Below are 20,543 nucleotides of genomic sequence, written 5' to 3' on the forward strand. Positions count from 1 at the left end.
AGTCCTTTTTCATCGTTTATCAGGAATTTCCAAAATTCTTTTATTCTGTTCATTCATTCTTTTTTTAACAACAAGATATTGTCGTTTTTAACGGCAAATGATCAGAAGCGTTAGTTGATTTTAAGATAACTTCAGCTTCAACAACCCGTAGTTCGGGACTGACAAATATGTAATCCAACCTCATTCTTGGACGAAGCGATGGATAAGTGTAGCCTAGTCCCATTCCTGCAAAATGCCAAGCGTCTTGTAACTCATTGGTTAACTTTTCCCATCCTCTTGATCCAGGTTTCATATTCCAATCTCCCATGATAATAATAGGATGGGGATACGTATGAAGATGATTTAGGATAAAATCAGTTTGCTTCCTATGTAGAAGGGGATTAAGACTTAAATGAGTAACCATGATTTGATATAACTGTTCGTTTATTTGAATTGTTGCATCCAGCAATGACCTTCCTTCGATTAATCCGGGAATATAATTAAATAAATGGCTCTTATTTGTTACAATTGGATATCGAGATAAAAGGGCATTTCCATATTGTCGTACCGTTGTTGAATTTTTAGATTTTATAGAAAGAGACGGACTGAAAGCGTGATCTAGATTCAATTGTTTTGCAAGCCAACTAATTTGATCTTCGTACATACTTCGCTTAGAAAAATATCTATCAACCTCATTAAGACCAATAATATCCGCCTTACTTTTTTCAATCACTTCAGCGATTCTGTAAAGATCTACTTGTTTATCAACCCCCCTGCCATGATGAATGTTAAAGGTCATTACCTTGATTTCCAAAATATTCTCTCCTCTATTATATTAAGTCTATTAACGTAAATATTGTTGCTAAATATATCAAGAACAAATAAATCTATGCTACTTATAGACGAACAAAAGAGTTAAATAAACGTGAAAATTTGTCAATCACGACACTCGTCAAGCTACCAATAAAGGCACTTCCAATAATATCAGAAGGATAATGATGCCCTACCCAAATACGTGACAAACCCGTCAACATAGACATCCCCAATAGGATTGTTCCTAGGATACGTTCACGAAGAAAAATAGAAGTAGATACAGCAAACACAAGTAAGGTGTGTTTACTAGGGAATGATGAGTCCAACTTCGAAGGGATAAGTATGCCTACACGCCGTTTCATAAACGGCCGAGGCTTAAAATAAAACAATTTAATTAAAGTGTTAATCAACAAAGTAAATACCGTAGATTTCACTGCATTTAAAACTATTTTTTTATTGGAATTATTTCGAAACCACATTAAACCCAAAACAATAATAAACACATAACGAACCTTGTTTGAAATCAATATCATCAGCATATCAATTAGAGAATAATGACCCACAAGCCGATTGATAGACTTAAACATTTTGTAATCCATAAAAATTGTCTCCTTTATATTTAGATATGTATAATGTTCCCTCCTAAGCAAAAAGCATGTATTAATAGATGGCAATTACCCTCTTTAAAACATGTGATTTATCCATTCCAATGAAGGTTATGTGTTATTAGAAGTGTGTCTATAAACTTCTCATTGACTTTTCTATAATAAATGCGGCAAAATAAGATGCAGAAAATATTGTTCAAACATTAAAAAAAGTATTTAAAACCCGTGTATCCCCTATACCTAATCCTCAACTATTCTACATTTATAACTTAACTAAAAAACGGCATTTAAAAGGTTTTAATTTTTATTGCTATCCGAGAAACTTATTCACTACACAACAAATCTAATTAGGAGGTTGAACCATATTGGGAACAGTACTTATCATCGCAGAAAAGCCAGATCAAGGACTTAAATTAGCATCCCCGTTTACATTCAAGAAAAAAGATGGCTATGTTGAAATTCCTCCACATCCTCTTTTCCCGAAAGGTGCTCTCCTAACATGGGCAATTGGCCATTTATGTGAACTTGTCCCACCAGAAGAATATGATGCGAAATGGAAAAAGTGGTCACTCGATACTCTTCCCATCATCCCACCTACTTTTCAACATCGCGTAACAAAAACAAGATGGAAGCAATTTAGCATCATTAAAGGATTAATTCATCGTCAGGATGTTTCTGAAATTATTATTGCGGGCGATGCAGAGCGTGAAGGAGAAGCAATAATACGAATTGTACTTGCACAATGTAAAAATAATAAGCCTATGAAACGACTGTGGATTTCATCATTAACACCGAAAGCAGTAATTAACGGTTTTGAGAATCTATTAGATGAGTCCAAAACAAGAAATATATACTATGAAGCTCTTAGTAGAGCTTGTGCTGATTGGCTAGTAGGAATGAATGCGTCACGTGCATACACGTTGTTGCTGCAGAAAAAGGGAATATCAGATGTTTTTTCAACTGGACGTGTTCAGACCCCTACCCTTGCATTAATAGTGAAGCGAGAAAAAGAAATTGAACAATTCAAATCTGAACCCTTTTGGGAAGTGGTTGCAACCTTTAATATAGATGGCAAAAGATATAAAGGAAAGTGGCATAAAGACGGGGAAACGCATATAAAAGTTGAGAATTTAGCTGAAAAGATTAAGCAATTTTGCGAAAAAAAGGATGCAGAAATTTCATCCATTGAAAAAGAGCGGAAAGAATTTCACCCTCCTGTTTTATTTAATCTCTCTTCATTACAGGCAACAGCTAATAAACTTTACAAATTATCACCTCAAAGAACGTTGGAAGTGGCTCAAAAGCTTTACGTAAAGGGGATTATCTCGTACCCAAGAAGTGACTCTAGCTTTGTGACAAAGGAAGAAGCGGCGATGTTTCCTGAGATACTTCAGAAGATTAGTAGTTTAGAAGAGTACAAATCATTTTTCCCGCTTCCAATTCAGTCAATTATTAATAATAAACGCTATGTAAATGAAAAGAAGGTAACAGATCATTATGCGATCATTCCAACTGAACAAGTAACGAATCCAGCGAAATTACCTGAAGATGAACAGAAAATTTATGATTTAATTGTCAAACGTTTACTCACAGCACATTATGAAAAAGCGATTTTTGATTACACAACAATTCATACACTTGTCGAAGGAAGGGCTACTTTTCTATCAAAAGGAAGAGAACAAATTCAGCAAGGGTGGCAAAAAGTTGTTTCTGAAAAGAAGAATAAAGATGATTCTGGAGAGGAACAAATTCTCCCATCTTTAGCTCAAGGAGAAAAAGGTAAAGTAGAAAAAGTCGGTGTAAATGAAGGGAAAACTCAGCCACCAAAGCGATATACAGAAGGACAAATTATTACCCTTATGAAATCAGCCGGCAAGCATATTGAAGACGTTGAATTAATAAAGGTTTTAAATAAAACCGAGGGTCTAGGAACTGAAGCCACACGTGCCGGAATTATAGGTGTTCTTAAAACCCGGAATTACATTGATGTTAAAAAGAACTTAGTTTATGCAACAACAAAAGGACAGTTGCTTATCCGTTCGATCGGTCCAAGCATTCTCGTTTCACCAGAGATGACAGCTAAATGGGAGCAACGCCTTCACGAAATAGGAGAAGGAAACGCCGCACCCAATGAGTTTATGGATCAAGCAAAGAAGTTATCAATAAAATTAATAGAGGATGCGAAAAAGCATAGTAATCAATGGACATTTGCTGAAGAGCACCTAGAAGAGTTTAAAAAACAAAACCCTACAAATAGATCAAAACGCACTGTTACAAAGCTCGGGAAATGTAAAAAATGTGATGGATCAGTTATTGATAAGTCTTCATTTTACGGTTGCTCTAATTATTCAAAAACAAAATGTGATTTCACAATTTCGAAAAAAATCCTCGGGAAAACAGTTTCCCAAACCAATGTAAAAAAAATCCTGCAAGGACAGCAATCAGATATTATTAAAGGCTTTAAAAAAGGAGAAAAAACATTTGATGCAAGATTAGAATGGGCTACTAACAAAATCGTCTTTTCTTTTCAAAAAGAATAGGTGTTAGAGTATCTTCAACTCTTTAAGGTCTAAGACCACTGCTTTTATTCTTGAATTCAATAACTTTAACCGATATAATTATATGTTGTACGTTTAGTATGTTATTAAAATAAATTTATATGGAGCTACGTTAACTATATAAAAATGCAGTAGACTAGATAATAGATTTTTCTAACTTTTAGAAAGTTGCAGTAGGCTAAGCAAGAAGGTTTTGAAAGGAGAATGTTTTATATGAATGAAAAACAACGTCTTGAAAGCACACAGATTAATCCTGCGGACAAAAAATCTGAAAAGGATTTTAGTAAGTATTTTCAAGCGGTTTATATGCCACCTTCATTAAAAGATGCAAAGAAGCGTGGAAAAGAAGAAGTAACTTATCATAAAGACTTCGGTATTTCTGAAGAATTTAAAGAAATGGGTAAAGGCCGAAAGTTTTATATACGAACGTATGGCTGCCAAATGAATGAACATGATACTGAAGTTATGGCAGGTATTTTTATGGCTCTAGGCTATGAGCCAACAAATGGTGTTGAAGATGCAGATGTCATTCTGCTAAATACATGCGCAATTCGTGAGAATGCTGAAAATAAAGTATTTGGTGAATTAGGTCACTTAAAAGCATTGAAAAAAGAAAGACCTGACCTTTTATTAGGAGTATGTGGGTGCATGTCACAGGAAGAATCTGTTGTTAACCGAATTCTGCAAAAGCATTCGTTTGTCGACATGATATTTGGAACGCATAATATTCACCGTCTTCCACACATTCTCAAAGAAGCATATCTTTCAAAAGAAATGGTTGTTGAAGTTTGGTCTAAAGAAGGCGATGTAATTGAGAACCTTCCTAGAGTGAGAAATGGTAAAATTAAAGCATGGGTTAACATCATGTACGGCTGTGATAAATTTTGCACATACTGCATCGTTCCCTATACACGTGGGAAAGAGCGGAGCCGCAGACCGGAAGAAATTATTCAGGAAGTACGTCACTTAGCTGCCGAGGGGTATAAAGAGATTACGCTACTTGGTCAAAATGTAAATGCATATGGAAAAGATTTTGAAGATATCTCATATGGTTTAGGCGATTTAATGGATGAAATCTATAAAATTGATATTCCTAGAGTTCGTTTCATGACGAGTCATCCTCGAGATTTTGATGAGCGTTTAATTGAAGTCCTTGCTAAAGGCGGCAATCTACTCGATCACATTCACTTACCTGTCCAATCAGGAAGCTCTGAAATTCTTAAAATAATGGCTCGAAAATATAGCCGTGAGCACTATGTGGAATTGGTAAACAAAATTAAAGAAGCTATTCCAACAGCCTCATTAACAACAGATATTATTGTTGGTTTTCCGAACGAAACGGAAGAGCAATTCGAAGAAACACTTTCATTGTATCGCGAAATTGAATTTGATAGTGCATATACATTCATTTATTCTCCACGTGAAGGTACACCAGCAGCAAAAATGCAAGACAACGTACCTTTAGAAGTGAAAAAACAACGATTACAACGTTTAAACGATTTGGTAAAAGAGATTGCTGTTAAGAAAATGAAAGAATACGAAGGCCAAATTGTTGAAGTACTTGTCGAGGGTGAGAGTAAGAATAATCCAGAGATTTTGGCAGGGTATACTTCAAAAAGTAAGCTTGTTAACTTTAAAGGTCCTAAATCATCAGTTGGTAAACTTGTGAAGGTGAAAGTGTCAAAAGCCAACACATGGTCACTAAATGGAGAAATCATAGAAGAAGCGGTTGGGGTGAAATAAGATGGCATATACAAAAGACGATATCGTATTAAAAGCTCGTGAATTAGCACAGATGGTTGCAGATTCAAAAGAAGTTGATTTCTTTAAGCGTGCAGAAGCACAACTTAATGAAAATCAAAAGGTTCGTGAAATGATTGCGAGTATTAAAAGCTTACAAAAACAAGCTGTTAATTTCCAACATTATGGTAAACACGAAGCACTTAAACAAGTAGAAGATAAAATTAATAAAATTCAAGATGATCTTGATGAACTACCAATTATCCAAGAATTCAAGGATTCTCAACTTGAAGTAAATGAATTGCTTCAATTAATCTCAAACACAGTTTCAAACAAAGTAACAAATGAAATCATCACATCAACTGGTGGTGACCTCCTGCAAGGAGAAACAGGATCCAAACTAAGTAATTCTTCAGGTAGTAGCTGTTCTTAAAAATAAATAGTTTTTAAAAAAGTAACTGCATAGGCAAATGCAGTTACTTTTTTTGTTTTATAGGCACATATTCTAAGGAGAGAGCATAGAATGAACTATACGGATTCATGAATTGGTGTAACATGTCATTATTTCCTAAAAATTATTGGAACAATCGTAACTAGCCCAGCATAGGATTAAGTGACAAGACCAGAGGAGGGTATGCTCGAATGTCTGAATACAGAGAAATTATTACAAAAGCAGTTGTTGCGAAAGGCCGCAAATTTACGCAATGTACACATACGATTTCACCATCGCAGAGACCAACTAGCATTTTGGGCGGCTGGATAATAAACCATAAATATGACGCTCATAAGGTTGGTAAAACAGTAGAAGTGGAAGGTACTTACGACATTAACGTTTGGTATTCTTACAACGACAACACAAAAACAGAAGTCGTAACAGAACGTGTTTCATATGTCGACGTCATCAAATTAAAATACAAAGACAAAAATTTCTTAGATGATGAGCACGAAGTCATTTGCGTAGCTTTACAACAGCCAAATTGTTTAGAAGTTACGATCTCACCAAATGGAAACAAAATTATCGTTCAAGCTGAAAGAGAGCATCTAGCAGAAGTAATTGGTGAAACGAAAGTTTGTGTTCACGTAAATCCACACGGCTGTGATGATGACGAAGATTGGGAAGATGATTTAGATGATGAATTTGAAGATTTAAATCCTGAGTTTTTAGTTGGGGATGTAGAGGAGTGATCGTGGCTGGGAGAGAAATCTTCCTGCCTATTTTTTTGGAAAAAGATAAGCTTCAGATTTCTGCGTTAGCTTCGTTTGGCCTGATCCTCACGTACCAAAATCGGACGCTCCGGTCATTCCTCAATTTTTTCAACCACTAAATTCTTTTATATTCCATCTTTCAATCCCCCAAGTTTTTGTCGAGATATGTTATAATTAAGAGTGTTTTTGAAACGTTTTTTAAGACATTGGGGGATTTAAATGGCTACATATACGCCGATGATACAACAATATTTAAAGATTAAGGCAGAGTATCAAGATGCCTTTTTATTTTTTCGCTTAGGCGATTTTTATGAAATGTTTTTTACTGATGCTGTGAACGCGTCACAAGAACTTGAAATTACATTAACTAGCAGAGAAGGCGGTTCTGAAGAACGTATTCCAATGTGTGGGGTACCCCATCACTCTGCTCCAACTTATATAGAACAATTGATTACAAAAGGACATAAAGTAGCCATTTGTGAGCAAGTAGAAGATCCTAAACAAGCTAAGGGTGTTGTTAGACGCGAAGTAGTCCAACTCATTACACCAGGAACAGTTATGGAAGGTAAAGGGTTAACCGAAAAAGAAAACAACTATATTGCATCAATTACTTATTTTGGAGCAAATTTCGGATTAGCACTAAGTGATCTTACAACGGGTGAAAACTTAGTCACATCTGTTTCAGGTTTTGATGAGGTGATCAACGAAATCTACTCTGTTGGTGCTAAAGAAGTCGTCGTCGAGGATTCATTCTTAGAAGAATGGAAGAAGAAATTAATCGACCGTTGTAATGTGACATTTTCCATTGAAAATTCAACAACGCTTCCTCAAGAGTTTTTAAAAACGACAGATGAACTTTCAGAAGAGAAACTTATCTCAACTTTTGCTAGGTTAATAAATTACTTACAGCGTACCCAAAAACGGAGCTTAAATCATTTACAAAGAGTTCAAGTATATTATCTAAATGAGTCAATGAAAATTGATTTATATTCTAAAAGAAACTTAGAATTAACAGAAACAATTCGATCAAAAGGAAAAAAAGGCTCGTTGTTATGGTTACTTGATGAAACGAAAACAGCGATGGGCGGGCGACTATTAAAGCAGTGGATAGACAGACCTCTTGTTCATCAAGAAAAAATTGACGATCGTCTAAACATGGTTGAGTTGTTTCTACAGCACTTTTTTGAACGCGAAGACTTACGAGAGTTATTAAAAGAAGTGTATGACTTAGAAAGATTAGCAGGTCGAGTAGCATTTGGGAATGTGAACGCAAGAGATCTTATCCAACTAAAAAAATCATTGCAACAAATACCATTAATAAAAGAACTTTTACAATCGTTAGAAGACACTTCTTTTGGAGTAAATCTAGATCCTTGTGAGGATATTCTAGGAACACTTGATACTGCGCTCTTTGCTAATCCTCCTCTTTCCATTAAAGAAGGAAACCTTATCAAAGATGGGTACCATCCACAGTTAGATAACTACCGGGATGCTAGCCGAAACGGTAAGACCTGGATTGCACAACTAGAGCAGCAAGAACGACAACGAACTGGAATCAAGTCTTTAAAAATAGGCTACAACCGAATATTTGGTTATTATATCGAAGTAACCAGAGCAAATCTTCACCTACTTCAAGAAGGACTATACGAACGAAAACAAACTTTATCAAACGCAGAACGCTTTATAACTCCTGAATTAAAAGAAAAAGAAACATTAATTCTAGAGGCAGAGGAAAAAATAGTCGAGCTAGAATATCAGCTTTTTGTTGAGTTGAGAGACACCATAAAAAGTGATATTCCGAGATTGCAAGCATTAGCTAAACTAATTAGCGAGCTTGATGTCTTACAATGTTTTGCAACTGTAAGTGAAAAACGTCATTATAGTCGACCAACTTTTACTCAAACAGGTGAGTTATTTTTAAAAAATGGTCGTCATCCAGTTGTGGAAAAGGTGTTGGATAGTCAAGAATATGTACCGAATGACTGTTACATGGCTACAGAACGAAATATGCTCTTAATTACAGGCCCAAATATGTCAGGGAAAAGCACATATATGAGACAAGTAGCTCTTATATCTATACTTGCTCAAATAGGATGCTACGTTCCAGCAAGTGAAGCCACTCTTCCGATTTTTGATCAAATTTTTACTCGAATCGGTGCAGCTGACGATCTTATATCTGGTCAAAGTACGTTTATGGTTGAGATGCTCGAGGCCAAGAATGCAATCGTAAACGCAACAAATCAAAGTTTGATTTTATTTGATGAAATTGGACGTGGAACTTCTACTTACGATGGGATGGCACTAGCTCAAGCTATTATTGAATATATTCATGAACATATCGGTGCAAAAACCTTGTTTTCCACCCATTACCATGAACTTACGGTACTAGAAAAACAACTTTCAGCACTGAAAAACATTCATGTTCGAGCGATTGAGGAAAACGGGAAAGTGGTCTTTCTCCACAAAATTGAAGAAGGTCCTGCAGATAAAAGCTATGGAATTCACGTAGCTGAGTTGGCGGAATTACCGTTGCAGCTCATATTACGTGCAAAAGAAATTCTAACTGATCTGGAAAAAGAAGATAAGTTGGTTAATACAAACTCATCTGAGATTAATGATGTATCAGAGCATTATTCTGACTCACAGCTCTCGTTGTTTCATGACGCACCAAAACGAGAAAAGCAGTCAATACCAAAAAAAGAACAAAATGTTCTTGATCTTCTAAAGAAAATTAACCTACTAGAGATGACACCTCTAGATGCAATGAATGAGCTCTATCACTTGCAAAAAAAATTAAAATAATCTGCAGGAGGTGATTTTCTTGGGAAAGATTATTCGTCTAGATGAGCAGTTGTCTAACAAAATTGCTGCAGGCGAGGTAGTGGAGCGACCTGCCTCTGTTGTAAAAGAATTGCTAGAAAATGCGATTGATGCAAACGGAACGATCATTGAAATTGAGATTGAAGAAGCGGGCCTAAGTAAAATTCGCCTCATTGATAATGGTGATGGAATTGAAGCAGAGGATTGTCTTAATGCCTTTCATCGACATGCGACCAGTAAAATAAAAGATGAAAATGATTTGTTTCGCATTCGAACACTAGGATTTAGGGGAGAAGCTTTACCAAGTATCGCCTCTGTGTCAAAACTTGAGATGAAGACAAGTACTGGGCATGCCGCTGGAACAAAAATCACATTAAGTGGGGGAAAAGTAGAACTTCATGAGTCGACAACGAGTCGTAAAGGAACAGATATAACAGTTACTGACTTATTTTATAATACGCCAGCTCGTTTAAAATATATGAAAACCATACACACAGAATTGGGTAATATTTCAGATATTGTAAATCGTATCGCCCTTTCACATCCTGAAGTTTCTATTCGCCTCGTCCATAACGGAAAAAAACTTTTACACACGAATGGCCTGGGAGATGTTCGCCATGTTTTGGCTGCGATCTATGGCACAACTTTGGCAAAAACGATGCTACCTATCTCTTTTCAATCACTGGATTTTGAAGTGAAAGGGTATGTCTCCTTACCAGAAGTTACACGAGCGTCTAGAAGCTACATTTCAACGATTATTAATGGTCGGTTTATAAGAAACTATTCTCTGGCAAAAGCTATTCAACAAGGCTACCACACGTTATTACCGATAGGTCGTTACCCAATTGTATTACTAGAGGTAACGATGGATCCATTGCTTGTCGATGTTAATGTCCATCCTTCTAAGCTCGAAGTACGATTAAGCAAAGAAGCGGAGCTAAATGAGTTAATTAGTGAGGGATTAAAGGGAATCTTCAGTAAGCAACAACTTATCCCTTCTCCTTATATACAAAAAGAGAAGGTAAGTCAGCACGATGTACAGCAGCATTTCTCATTTGAACATGCAACAAAACGAGATAACCATGATGAAGAGGAGCAAAAACCAACTTTTATTAAAGAAGCATCATCCTTACTAATACACACAACTAAGACAGAAGAGAATGAAAGTGAAAGATTACAAGAAACGAACGAGCTTAAACAAGTACCGGAGGAAAGAACAGATAACCCTTACCAATTAAAAGAACCTAGTGCAACAATGGCAACTAGTATCGAAGACCGTGTCCCACCTTTATATCCAATTGGCCAGATGCATGGGACATATATTTTGGCACAAAATGAAAATGGGTTGTATATTCTGGATCAACACGCCGCACAAGAACGGATAAAGTATGAGTTTTTTAAAGAAAAAGTAGCTGAAAACCATTCCGAAGTCCAAGAACTACTTGTGCCACTGACGTTCGAATACGCAACAAGTGAGGTGCTCATCATTGAAGCCCATCTCGAACAGCTTTCAGATGTAGGAATCTTTTTAGAATCCTTTGGAAGAAACAGTTACATCGTTCGCTCACATCCACAATGGTTTCCACCTGGTGATGAAACGGAAATTATTAAAGACATGATTCAACAAGTGTTAGACGATAAGAAAATTGATATTAAAAAGCTCCGTGAGGATGCAGCAATTATGATGAGTTGTAAAGCTTCCATTAAAGCAAATCACCATCTAAGAAATGATGAAATGTTTGCGTTATTAGAAACGCTAAGGAAAACAACTGATCCTTTCACATGCCCCCATGGGAGACCCATTCTTGTCCATTATTCAACATATGAAATGGAGAAAATGTTCAAACGTGTAATGTGAGACTTACCATAATAATATTATGTAAACAAAAGGCTTCTTCTAACTAATTAGAGAAGCCTTTTTCAAACTATTAGTTCCCTAAATAAGCTGCGCCGACGATAATGAGTAAGATAAACAACACAACAATTAAAGCAAAGCTATTGTTACCACTGTATCCCATAAATTTCCACCACCCTTTATGATAGCTTACAATATGTATATGATGAATCGAATTCATTGGTATGGACAATCATACAGAAATATGTAAAATAGTCGTTAGAACTAAAAGTAAATAAAGTCAATCATTTGATTCAGTTACCATAATAAACGGTAAACTATTACACTTTTTCGCAGGGTTTACAATTCTCCTAATAAGGTAATAATAGTCTGGTATTTAGAAATATCACATGATAAGATGAAAAAAGTGGAATCTATCTTTGTGAAAGAGTGGTCGTGTTTTGGAGAGGAAAAAAGTAGTTGTACTAATTGGTCCAACAGCTGTTGGTAAAACGAAGCTTAGCGTTGATTTAGCTTTAAAGCTGAATGGAGAAATAATTAGTGGAGATTCAATGCAGATATACAGAGGTCTGGATATCGGCACTGCCAAGATCCAACGAGAAGAAATGAAAGGTATACCTCATTATTTAGTTGATATTAAGGATCCTGATGAAAACTATTCAGTTGCAGAGTTTCAACAATCAGCGCGTCAATTAATTGACAGTATTGATCAGCATCAAAAAGTTCCAATTATCGTTGGAGGTACGGGTTTATACATTCAATCTGTTCTCTTTGATTATCAATTTTCGGAAGCACCATCTGATCCGTTGATTCGCACTAAGCTTGAAGAGGAGTTAATAACTCTCGGCGCTAAAGAAATGCATAACCAACTTCAACGTGTAGATCCAAAATCTTCTGAAAACATTCATGCTAACAACAAAAGAAGAGTTATTAGAGCTCTTGAGATTTACCAGATCACAGGTAAAACCATGTCAGACTATTTACAAAATCAAAAGCGAGAGCTTCTATACGATGTAGTCCTTATTGGTTTAACAATGGATCGAGAATTACTGTATGAACGAATTGAGTTACGTGTTGACCAGATGGTAGAACAAGGTTTGATTGAAGAAGTTAAAAATCTTTATAATAAAGGGATACGAAATACTCAGTCAATTCAAGCGATTGGATATAAAGAAATATACGAGTACATAGAAGGAAAGACAACTCTTGATGATGCGATTATACAACTTAAGCAAAACTCTAGAAGATATGCAAAACGTCAACTAACTTGGTTTCGTAACAAAATGGATGTAAAGTGGTTTGATATGACGACTCCACTTCAATACGAAGAAAGAGTTGATGAAATTTTATCATATATTGCAGGAAAGCTTGAGTTTAAAGCGAATAAATAGGTTATAGAGAAAAGAGGAGGACGAAACATGAAACAATCAGTAAATATACAAGACCAATTTCTTAATTCACTACGAAAAGATGGCACATTTGTTACAGTATTCTTGCTTAACGGCTTCCAATTAAGAGGTCTAATAAAGGGATTTGATAACTTCACAGTCCTGTTAGAAACTGAAGGGAAACAACAATTAATTTATAAACATGCAATTTCGACTTTTTCACCACAAAAAAACGTTCAGCTAGAGCTCGAATAAAAGAGATCGGTCTATGACGAGGGCATTGAAAAACTAACTGTTTTTCAGTGCCTTTTTTATGACCGCTTTTTTGGGGGTTAAAACCTTATCTTCTCTTTAAATTTATGGGCTAATATTCCATCATTCAGAATATAAATAATGGGATGATTATTTCTTGGGAAACCGCAAAAAACAACAACTTTCACGAGGTTCCATCATATTTTGTCGAGAACACATTTTCATCTAGGCTTTTGTCACGTTTATGTAAGAGCCTACGTATAATTAGTAAGAGAATGTGAGGTGAGCACCTTTGGATCGAGATCAAGCAGTCACATATAAAAATAATGGTCAAATCAACGTTATCTTAAATGGTCAGAGCAAAGAAAAACTAGAGGAGCGGAATACAGCTACTTATGACTTAAAGATCCCTAAAGCTGAGGGAAAGCATACTGTTCTACAAGAAATAGAGGACGAAATGAGTTCGCTTGTAGGAATGGAAGAAATGAAGCGTATGATTAAAGAGGTCTACGCATGGATTTATATAAACAAAAAAAGAGAAGAACAGGGATTAAAAGCAGGAAAGCAAGCTCTTCATATGATGTTTAAGGGAAATCCAGGCACGGGAAAAACAACTGTTGCCAGACTAATAGGTAAATTGTTTTTTCAAATGAATGTATTATCTAAGGGCCATTTAATTGAAGCGGAAAGAGCGGATCTTGTCGGTGAATACATTGGTCATACTGCACAAAAAACAAGAGATTTAATAAAAAAATCACTCGGTGGTATTTTATTTATTGATGAAGCGTATTCACTAGCACGAGGTGGAGAAAAAGATTTTGGTAAAGAAGCTATCGACACACTAGTTAAACATATGGAAGACAAACAACACGAATTTGTATTAATTTTAGCGGGTTATCCCCGTGAAATGGATCATTTTTTATCCTTAAATCCAGGTCTTCTTTCTAGATTCCCACTTGTTGTTGATTTTCCAGATTACTCCGTTGATCAGCTTATGGATATTTCTAAACGAATGACAATCGAGAGAGAATATCAATTTAGCAAGGAAGCAGACTGGAAATTACGAGACCATCTTATGACGATTAAGAGCATGACACATCCAACAAAGTTCAGTAATGGTAGGTATGTACGTAATATCATAGAAAAGTCAATTCGTTCGCAAGCTATGCGATTGTTACTTAATGATAAATACAACCGTGATGACCTCGTAACAATAAAAGGCCAAGATTTAGTGTTAAAAGAGGAACAATCATCTTAATGAAAAACCCTGCTCACAATTTGTCAGCAGGGTTTTCTTCGATTCTTAAACAATTAATTTGAAATAGATGCTTCTGAGTTAACTTTTAGAGAACGGTTCGGTAATCTCCATTTATAGGTATAAGATAACATGCGTAAAATCACAATTCCAATGAACAATCCATATAGTTCTAGAGATGATTTTGCAATTTCAAATCCGATGAAAAGCCCTGCAAGAATTGCCCAAAATGCATAAATTTCCGCTCGTAAGACGAGAGGCTTCCGACCCGCAAGCAAATCTCGAAGAATTCCTCCACCACTTCCAGTTAATACAGCAGCGACAACCACAGCACTAGTTGAATGATTCATTTGTACGGCGTAAAGTGCACCTTGTATCGCAAAGGCAGAAAGGCCAATTGCATCGGTTAAATTTCCCCATTTATGCCAATGCCTTAAAAGATAGTGTGGAAACAAAAAGACAGTTGTCATTGCAAATAATGCTATGTGAAAGAGTATTTCCTGTTCCCATAAAGCAGATATGGGTACACCTATCAATAAGTTTCGAATTGCTCCTCCACCAAAAGCGGTTACAATCCCCAATATATATATACCTAAAAGATCGTATTCTTCTTCCATCGCAACAATTGCCCCACTAATTGCAAAAGCAACAGTCCCAATCATGTTTAAAACTTCCCATGTCATACATTCCAAACTCCTTTTGAAAACCCGATCTTAGTTGTGAACTTCTTGATTTTATATGCCTTGCGTCTCTTTGGTCAATGTTTTTTCCTAAAAAGTGATCAATAATCTCACATTGTGTAAAATAAAGCGTAATAAAGAGGTAGTGTAAGCGGATAATATTAGAGAAAAATGACATTCTTTGATATGATTAAGAGTACAAAAATTGGTATTAAGGAAAGGGTCATGCTCTTGAGAGATATTTTACATAAACAAATAGAAACGACTATTTTGGTTGGCTGTCAACTCCCTAATATAACTGATGAACATTTTCAATATTCAATGGAGGAATTGGCTTCCTTAACAAAAACAGCAAATGGTAAAGCCATCGTCCAATTATTTCAAAAACGCGAAAGAGCTCATCCTGCCACATACATTGGAAAAGGCAAAGTCGAAGAATTAGTAGCTCTAGTAGAAGAAACAGATGTTGATGTTATCATTTTTAATGATGAACTATCACCAAGTCAATTGCGAAACTTGTCTTCTGCAATTAATATAAGAGTTATTGATCGCACACAATTAATTTTAGATATTTTCGCTCAACGCGCGAAATCTAAAGAAGGAAAGCTTCAAGTGGAGCTCGCTCAGCTCCAATATTTACTTCCGCGCTTAACCGGACAAGGTATCTCACTTTCACGCCAAGGTGGAGGAATTGGAACTAGAGGACCAGGTGAAACTCAATTAGAGACAGATCGACGCCATATACATAAACGTATTCATGAAGTTAAACAGCAGTTAGCAACAGTTGTTAATCACCGTAATCGCTACAGACAGCGACGAAAAAAGAATCAAACATTCCAAATGGCATTAGTGGGCTACACAAATGCAGGTAAATCAACTCTTTTTAACCGTTTAACAGAAGCAATGAGTTTTGAAGAAGACTTACTATTTGCAACTTTAGATCCAATGACGCGCAAAATGGTGCTTCCATCGAGTTACCAAGCACTTTTAACAGATACAGTTGGTTTTATTCAAGATTTACCTACTACACTAATTGCTGCTTTTCGTTCTACACTTGAGGAAGTGAAAGAGGCTAGTCTTATTCTCCACATCGTCGACAGCTCCAATGAAGATTATGCAAATCATGAAAAAACGGTTTATAAGCTGTTAGATGAGTTGGAGGTTAACGAAATACCAGTCCTGACTGTATATAACAAAAGAGATAATATTACAAGTTCCTTTGTACCATCTCCTAAGGGTGACTCTCTTTTAATTAGTGCATTTAATGACGAAGATCTAGAAGCTTTACTGAAAAAGATTGAAGCGATAGCAATGGGGGTAATGGACAGCTACACGGTCAACATTCCGCCTTGTGAAGGAAAACTTTTGGCACAATTAAAATCAGAAACAATGATTCAAAAATTAAGTTTTCATGAAGAAAAAGAATATTATGAAGTGAATGGGTTTGTATTGCCATCACATTCTATAAGTGGACAACTAGAGAAATATAGCAAAGAGGGATTGGAAAATGTTTAATTCTTTAAAGCACGGTGAAACTTTATTACCGATTGTAGAAGAGGTAGAAGTGCAAATCACGGGAATACATGCAGAAATAGATCGGAAAATTGAAGAAAATCAATTTCGAGTGTTACAAAGTTATCAAAGTCACAGAGTGAGCGATTCTCATTTTATTCCGACTACGGGATACGGTTATGATGATCGTGGACGCGATACATTAGAACAAATTTATGCTGATGTGTTCGGAGGAGAAACTGGCTTAGTAAGGACACAAATTATTTCTGGTACACATGCGATTTCAATCGCATTATTCGGTGTGCTAAGACCAGGGGAAGAGCTAGTCTACATAACAGGGAAACCTTATGATACCCTTGAAGAGATAGTCGGTATTAGAGGGAGTGGTGTCGGTTCTCTAAAAGAATTCGGAATCGGATACAAGACTATTGATCTTTTGGAGAATGGTTCTGTTGACTTTGAGGACGTAAAATTAGCTATTTCAGAGAAAACAAAAGTGATTGGCATTCAACGTTCAAAAGGATATGCTACGCGTCCGTCCTTTACAATTTCTGAAATTAAAGAAATGATTGAGTTTGTAAAGTCTGTGAAAGAAGATGTAATTGTCTTCGTTGATAACTGTTATGGGGAATTTGTTGAATCATTAGAGCCGTGTCATGTAGGAGCAGACTTGATGGCAGGCTCGCTAATTAAAAATCCCGGTGGTGGACTTGCGAAAACTGGTGGTTACATCGTAGGAAAGAAAAATCTAGTGGAAGCCTGCTCCTTCCGCATGACATCCCCTGGAATTGGTTCAGAAGCGGGAGCCTCACTATATAGTCTACAGGAAATGTATCAAGGTTTTTTCCTAGCTCCACACGTTGTAGGTCAAGCGCTAAAAGGAGCTGTATTTACTGCTTCCATCCTTGAAAAACTAGGAATGAATACGAATCCTAGCTGGGATAGTACGAGAACAGACTTAATTCAATCTGTTCAATTTGATAATCCTACAAGTATGATTGCATTCTGTCAGGCCATCCAATTTGCTTCACCTATTAACTCTCATGTCACTCCTTATCCAAGTTACATGCCTGGATATGAGGATGATGTCATAATGGCTGCAGGAACGTTTATTCAAGGTGCAAGTATTGAATTAACAGCTGATGGACCAATTAGAGCTCCCTATGTTGCGTATGTTCAAGGTGGACTAACGTATTCACATGTGAAAATAGCAATTTGTTTAGCAATAGATCATCTGTTATCAAAAGGCTTGATTAAGATATAGAAAGATGTGGACAAACCTTTCAATTTAATTTTATTAAAACAATGTTATATTTTCTAACATGTATTGACACATAATGTTACATTGAATATAATAAGAGTATGTTAAACAAAGGAGGGAATAACATGAGTGACAATATTCGACGCTCAATGCCCTTATTTCCTATGGGGATTGTCATGCAGCTTACTGAACTCTCTGCTAGACAAATCCGCTATTACGAAGAAAATGAGCTCGTGTTCCCTGCAAGAACTGAAGGAAATAGAAGACTTTTTTCGTTTAATGATGTGGATATACTTTTAGAAATTAGAAGCTTTATTGAACAAGGTGTCAATTTAGCCGGAATAAAGCAAATATTCGCACGAAAAGAAGCATCAGCAACCTATCCAAATCCTGAGCAACCTAAAAAGGTTGAAAAGCCCGATTTAACTGATGGTGAGCTGAGGAAACTACTTAAATCTGAGCTAATTCAGGCTGGTAAATTTCAAAAGCCAACATTAAGGCAAGGAGATATGTCTAGGTTTTTCCACTAATTGTTAGCAATACTTTTAAAAAATATAATCATTTTCTGGAGGAGATTTTACAAATGGCAAAGTACACACGAGAAGACATTCTTAGTTTAGTTAAAGAAAATAACGTAAAGTATATTCGTTTACAGTTCACGGATATCTTAGGAACAATTAAGAACGTTGAAATACCTGTTAGTCAACTTGGAAAAGCTCTTGATAACAAAATGATGTTTGACGGATCTTCAATTGAAGGATTTGTACGAATTGAAGAGTCTGATATGTACTTATTTCCCGATATTGATACCTTTGTAATTTTCCCATGGACTGCAGAAAAAGGAATGGTAGCTCGTTTTATTTGTGACATCTACAACCCAGATGGAACTCCATTTGAAGGGGATCCTCGTAACAACTTACGACGTCTTTTAAGTGAGATGGAGGAACTAGGGTTTACAGATTTTAACCTTGGACCAGAACCTGAATTCTTCTTGTTTAAATTAGATCAAAACGGCGAGCCTACGTTAGAGTTAAATGACAAAGGTGGATATTTTGACTTAGCTCCAACAGACTTAGGTGAAAACTGCCGACGTGATATCGTTTTAGAATTAGAAGAAATGGGCTTTGAGGTTGAAGCTTCTCACCATGAGGTAGCTCCAGGGCAACACGAAATTGATTTTAAATATGCTGGCGCAATGAGAGCATGTGATGATATTCAAACGTTTAAATTAGTAGTAAAAACAATTGCTCGTAAACATGGATTACACGCGACGTTCATGCCAAAACCTTTGTTCGGTGTTAATGGATCTGGTATGCACATGAACCTTTCATTATTCCGTAATGGTGAAAATGCATTTTATGACACAAACAGTAATTTAGAATTAAGTGAAACAGCTAGACAATTCATCGCGGGTATTATTAAGCACGCACCGAATTTCACAGCTGTAACTAACCCAACTGTTAATTCATACAAACGTCTTGTTCCAGGTTATGAGGCTCCATGTTACGTAGCTTGGTCAGCTCAAAATAGAAGTCCACTCATTCGTATCCCTGCATCTCGTGGAATCAGCACACGTGTAGAAGTTCGAAGTGTAGACCCAGCAGCAAATCCTTACCTAGCTATGGCGGTTCTTCTCGCAGCAGGACTAGACGGCATTAAAAATCAATTAGAAGCTCCAAAGCCAATTGACCGAAATATCTATGTAATGTCTAAAGAAGAGCGTGTAGAGAGTGGAATCGTCGACTTACCATCAACACTGGCTCATGCACTAGATAACTTAAAAACGGATCAAGTAATCGTAAACGCATTGGGTGAACATTTATTTGAACACTTTATTGAAGCAAAAGAAATAGAATGGGATATGTTCCGTACTCAAGTTCACCCATGGGAAAGAGAGCAGTATTTATCAACTTTTTAAGGCTTGATTTAAAAGCCTATACCTGAAAAACCTCTTAAATTGTGGTGGGAAGTAAAATTCCCCACCACTTTTTTTAATTTATTTACTGAAATAATTTGCTTATTTTTAGAATATCTGTTATGTTTAATAAGAATTATTTTTGTTAGGTATGTGAGGAAAGAACAAGTGTTTAAACTTTTCGCCTTTGATATCTGTAGAGCAAGGATAGTAATAAATCGTGGTTTTAACCACACAGGAGGAAATACTATGCAACAAGGTACAGTAAAATGGTTTAACGCAGAAAAAGGATTCGGCTTTATCGAAATCGAAGGAGGAGAAGATGTATTCGTACATTTCTCAGCTATCCAAGGCGAAGGCTTTAAATCTTTAGACGAAGGTCAAAAAGTAACTTTTGACACTGAGCAAGGACAACGTGGACTTCAAGCAGTTAACGTTAACAAAGCTTAATTAAACAAAAGGAAAAGGACTCAATTCTGAGTCCTTTTTTTACTGTCAGAATTTATATAATTCTAAGACACAGTAAGCGTTTCGGAAGTCCAGCTCCAGCGCCTAGCCCTGACGCACAGGACATGCTAGTGCAGTCATGGCGATTGACGTCGCGCTTTTGACTGCCTATCAGGGTCATTAAGTCAATTCTAAATTGAAGGCAAAGAACGCCGCCTACCCTTGAATCGCCTTATGCTATGTCTAAGGCTGACCAA

Annotated in this window: 18 protein-coding genes; 14 read left to right on the forward strand and 4 right to left on the reverse strand. The window is 36.3% G+C overall.

What is annotated here, in order from left to right; all coding sequences use genetic code 11:
• Positions 1-64 precede the first annotated feature (64 nt).
• Both ACFFIX_RS08145 and ACFFIX_RS08150 read right to left on the reverse strand, forming a co-directional pair.
• The gene (locus ACFFIX_RS08145; protein ID WP_378932350.1) at positions 65-793 is read right to left on the reverse strand and encodes an endonuclease/exonuclease/phosphatase family protein; all 729 of its coding nucleotides are present in this window, start codon (positions 791-793) and stop codon (positions 65-67) included.
• A gap of 82 nt (positions 794-875) precedes the next feature.
• Complete coding sequence (locus ACFFIX_RS08150; RefSeq protein WP_378932352.1) at positions 876-1,391, reverse strand: undecaprenyl-diphosphatase; 516 nt, start codon at positions 1,389-1,391, stop codon at positions 876-878.
• Between the two features lie 371 nt (positions 1,392-1,762).
• On the opposite strand from ACFFIX_RS08150, the gene ACFFIX_RS08155 reads away from it, so the two are divergent.
• The 6 genes from ACFFIX_RS08155 to mutL all read left to right on the forward strand — a co-directional run bounded on the left by ACFFIX_RS08155 (position 1,763) and on the right by mutL (position 11,579).
• Positions 1,763-3,937 (forward strand): DNA topoisomerase III, encoded by a 2,175-nt coding sequence (locus tag ACFFIX_RS08155; protein ID WP_378932353.1) that lies wholly within the window; start codon positions 1,763-1,765, stop codon positions 3,935-3,937.
• Positions 3,938-4,168: 231 nt separating this feature from the next.
• On the forward strand, positions 4,169-5,698 hold the full coding sequence (gene miaB / locus ACFFIX_RS08160) for a tRNA (N6-isopentenyl adenosine(37)-C2)-methylthiotransferase MiaB (RefSeq protein ID WP_378932355.1): 1,530 nt from the start codon (positions 4,169-4,171) through the stop codon (positions 5,696-5,698).
• A 1-nt stretch (position 5,699) separates the two neighbouring features.
• On the forward strand, positions 5,700-6,128 hold the full coding sequence (locus ACFFIX_RS08165) for a YlbF/YmcA family competence regulator (RefSeq protein WP_378932357.1): 429 nt from the start codon (positions 5,700-5,702) through the stop codon (positions 6,126-6,128).
• 209 nt (positions 6,129-6,337) lie between these two features.
• On the forward strand, positions 6,338-6,880 hold the full coding sequence (gene cotE / locus ACFFIX_RS08170; RefSeq protein ID WP_378932359.1) for an outer spore coat protein CotE: 543 nt from the start codon (positions 6,338-6,340) through the stop codon (positions 6,878-6,880).
• Between the two features lie 240 nt (positions 6,881-7,120).
• The gene (gene mutS, locus ACFFIX_RS08175) at positions 7,121-9,703 is read left to right on the forward strand and encodes a DNA mismatch repair protein MutS (RefSeq protein WP_378932361.1); all 2,583 of its coding nucleotides are present in this window, start codon (positions 7,121-7,123) and stop codon (positions 9,701-9,703) included.
• Between the two features lie 19 nt (positions 9,704-9,722).
• Positions 9,723-11,579 (forward strand): DNA mismatch repair endonuclease MutL, encoded by a 1,857-nt coding sequence (mutL, locus tag ACFFIX_RS08180; RefSeq protein ID WP_378932363.1) that lies wholly within the window; start codon positions 9,723-9,725, stop codon positions 11,577-11,579.
• A gap of 70 nt (positions 11,580-11,649) precedes the next feature.
• Here mutL and ACFFIX_RS08185 read toward each other — a convergent pair whose 3' ends face one another.
• Positions 11,650-11,739, reverse strand: coding sequence for a YjcZ family sporulation protein (locus ACFFIX_RS08185; RefSeq protein ID WP_378932365.1), 90 nt, complete (start codon positions 11,737-11,739; stop codon positions 11,650-11,652).
• 277 nt (positions 11,740-12,016) lie between these two features.
• On the opposite strand from ACFFIX_RS08185, the gene miaA reads away from it, so the two are divergent.
• From miaA to spoVK, 3 genes are all read left to right on the forward strand, one after another.
• Positions 12,017-12,967 carry a tRNA (adenosine(37)-N6)-dimethylallyltransferase MiaA gene (miaA, locus tag ACFFIX_RS08190; protein WP_378932366.1) on the forward strand — a complete coding sequence of 317 codons (951 nt, stop codon included), beginning with the start codon at positions 12,017-12,019 and terminating at the stop codon, positions 12,965-12,967.
• A 27-nt stretch (positions 12,968-12,994) separates the two neighbouring features.
• A complete protein-coding gene (gene hfq / locus ACFFIX_RS08195) occupies positions 12,995-13,219 on the forward strand; it encodes an RNA chaperone Hfq (RefSeq protein ID WP_378932368.1) in 225 nt (74 codons plus the stop codon).
• A gap of 289 nt (positions 13,220-13,508) precedes the next feature.
• The gene (spoVK, locus tag ACFFIX_RS08200) at positions 13,509-14,474 is read left to right on the forward strand and encodes a stage V sporulation protein K (RefSeq protein ID WP_378932370.1); all 966 of its coding nucleotides are present in this window, start codon (positions 13,509-13,511) and stop codon (positions 14,472-14,474) included.
• Between the two features lie 53 nt (positions 14,475-14,527).
• Here the strand turns inward: spoVK and ACFFIX_RS08205 are convergent, their stop codons facing one another.
• Positions 14,528-15,154 carry a trimeric intracellular cation channel family protein gene (locus ACFFIX_RS08205; protein ID WP_378932372.1) on the reverse strand — a complete coding sequence of 209 codons (627 nt, stop codon included), beginning with the start codon at positions 15,152-15,154 and terminating at the stop codon, positions 14,528-14,530.
• Positions 15,155-15,376: 222 nt separating this feature from the next.
• On the opposite strand from ACFFIX_RS08205, the gene hflX reads away from it, so the two are divergent.
• From hflX to ACFFIX_RS08230, 5 genes are all read left to right on the forward strand, one after another.
• The gene (hflX, locus tag ACFFIX_RS08210; protein ID WP_378932443.1) at positions 15,377-16,666 is read left to right on the forward strand and encodes a GTPase HflX; all 1,290 of its coding nucleotides are present in this window, start codon (positions 15,377-15,379) and stop codon (positions 16,664-16,666) included.
• Complete coding sequence (locus ACFFIX_RS08215; protein WP_378932374.1) at positions 16,659-17,927, forward strand: methionine gamma-lyase family protein; 1,269 nt, start codon at positions 16,659-16,661, stop codon at positions 17,925-17,927. The genes hflX and ACFFIX_RS08215 overlap by 8 nt, the downstream gene beginning before the upstream one ends.
• Positions 17,928-18,049: 122 nt before the next feature.
• Positions 18,050-18,454, forward strand: coding sequence for a MerR family transcriptional regulator (locus ACFFIX_RS08220; protein ID WP_378932376.1), 405 nt, complete (start codon positions 18,050-18,052; stop codon positions 18,452-18,454).
• 53 nt (positions 18,455-18,507) lie between these two features.
• Positions 18,508-19,842 carry a type I glutamate--ammonia ligase gene (glnA, locus tag ACFFIX_RS08225; protein WP_378932377.1) on the forward strand — a complete coding sequence of 445 codons (1,335 nt, stop codon included), beginning with the start codon at positions 18,508-18,510 and terminating at the stop codon, positions 19,840-19,842.
• A gap of 246 nt (positions 19,843-20,088) precedes the next feature.
• On the forward strand, positions 20,089-20,289 hold the full coding sequence (locus ACFFIX_RS08230) for a cold-shock protein (RefSeq protein WP_378932379.1): 201 nt from the start codon (positions 20,089-20,091) through the stop codon (positions 20,287-20,289).
• Positions 20,290-20,543: the final 254 nt, after the last annotated feature.

Origin of the sequence: Metabacillus herbersteinensis (assembly GCF_042433335.1) — a bacterium.
Lineage (GTDB): Bacteria > Bacillota > Bacilli > Bacillales > Bacillaceae > Metabacillus > Metabacillus herbersteinensis.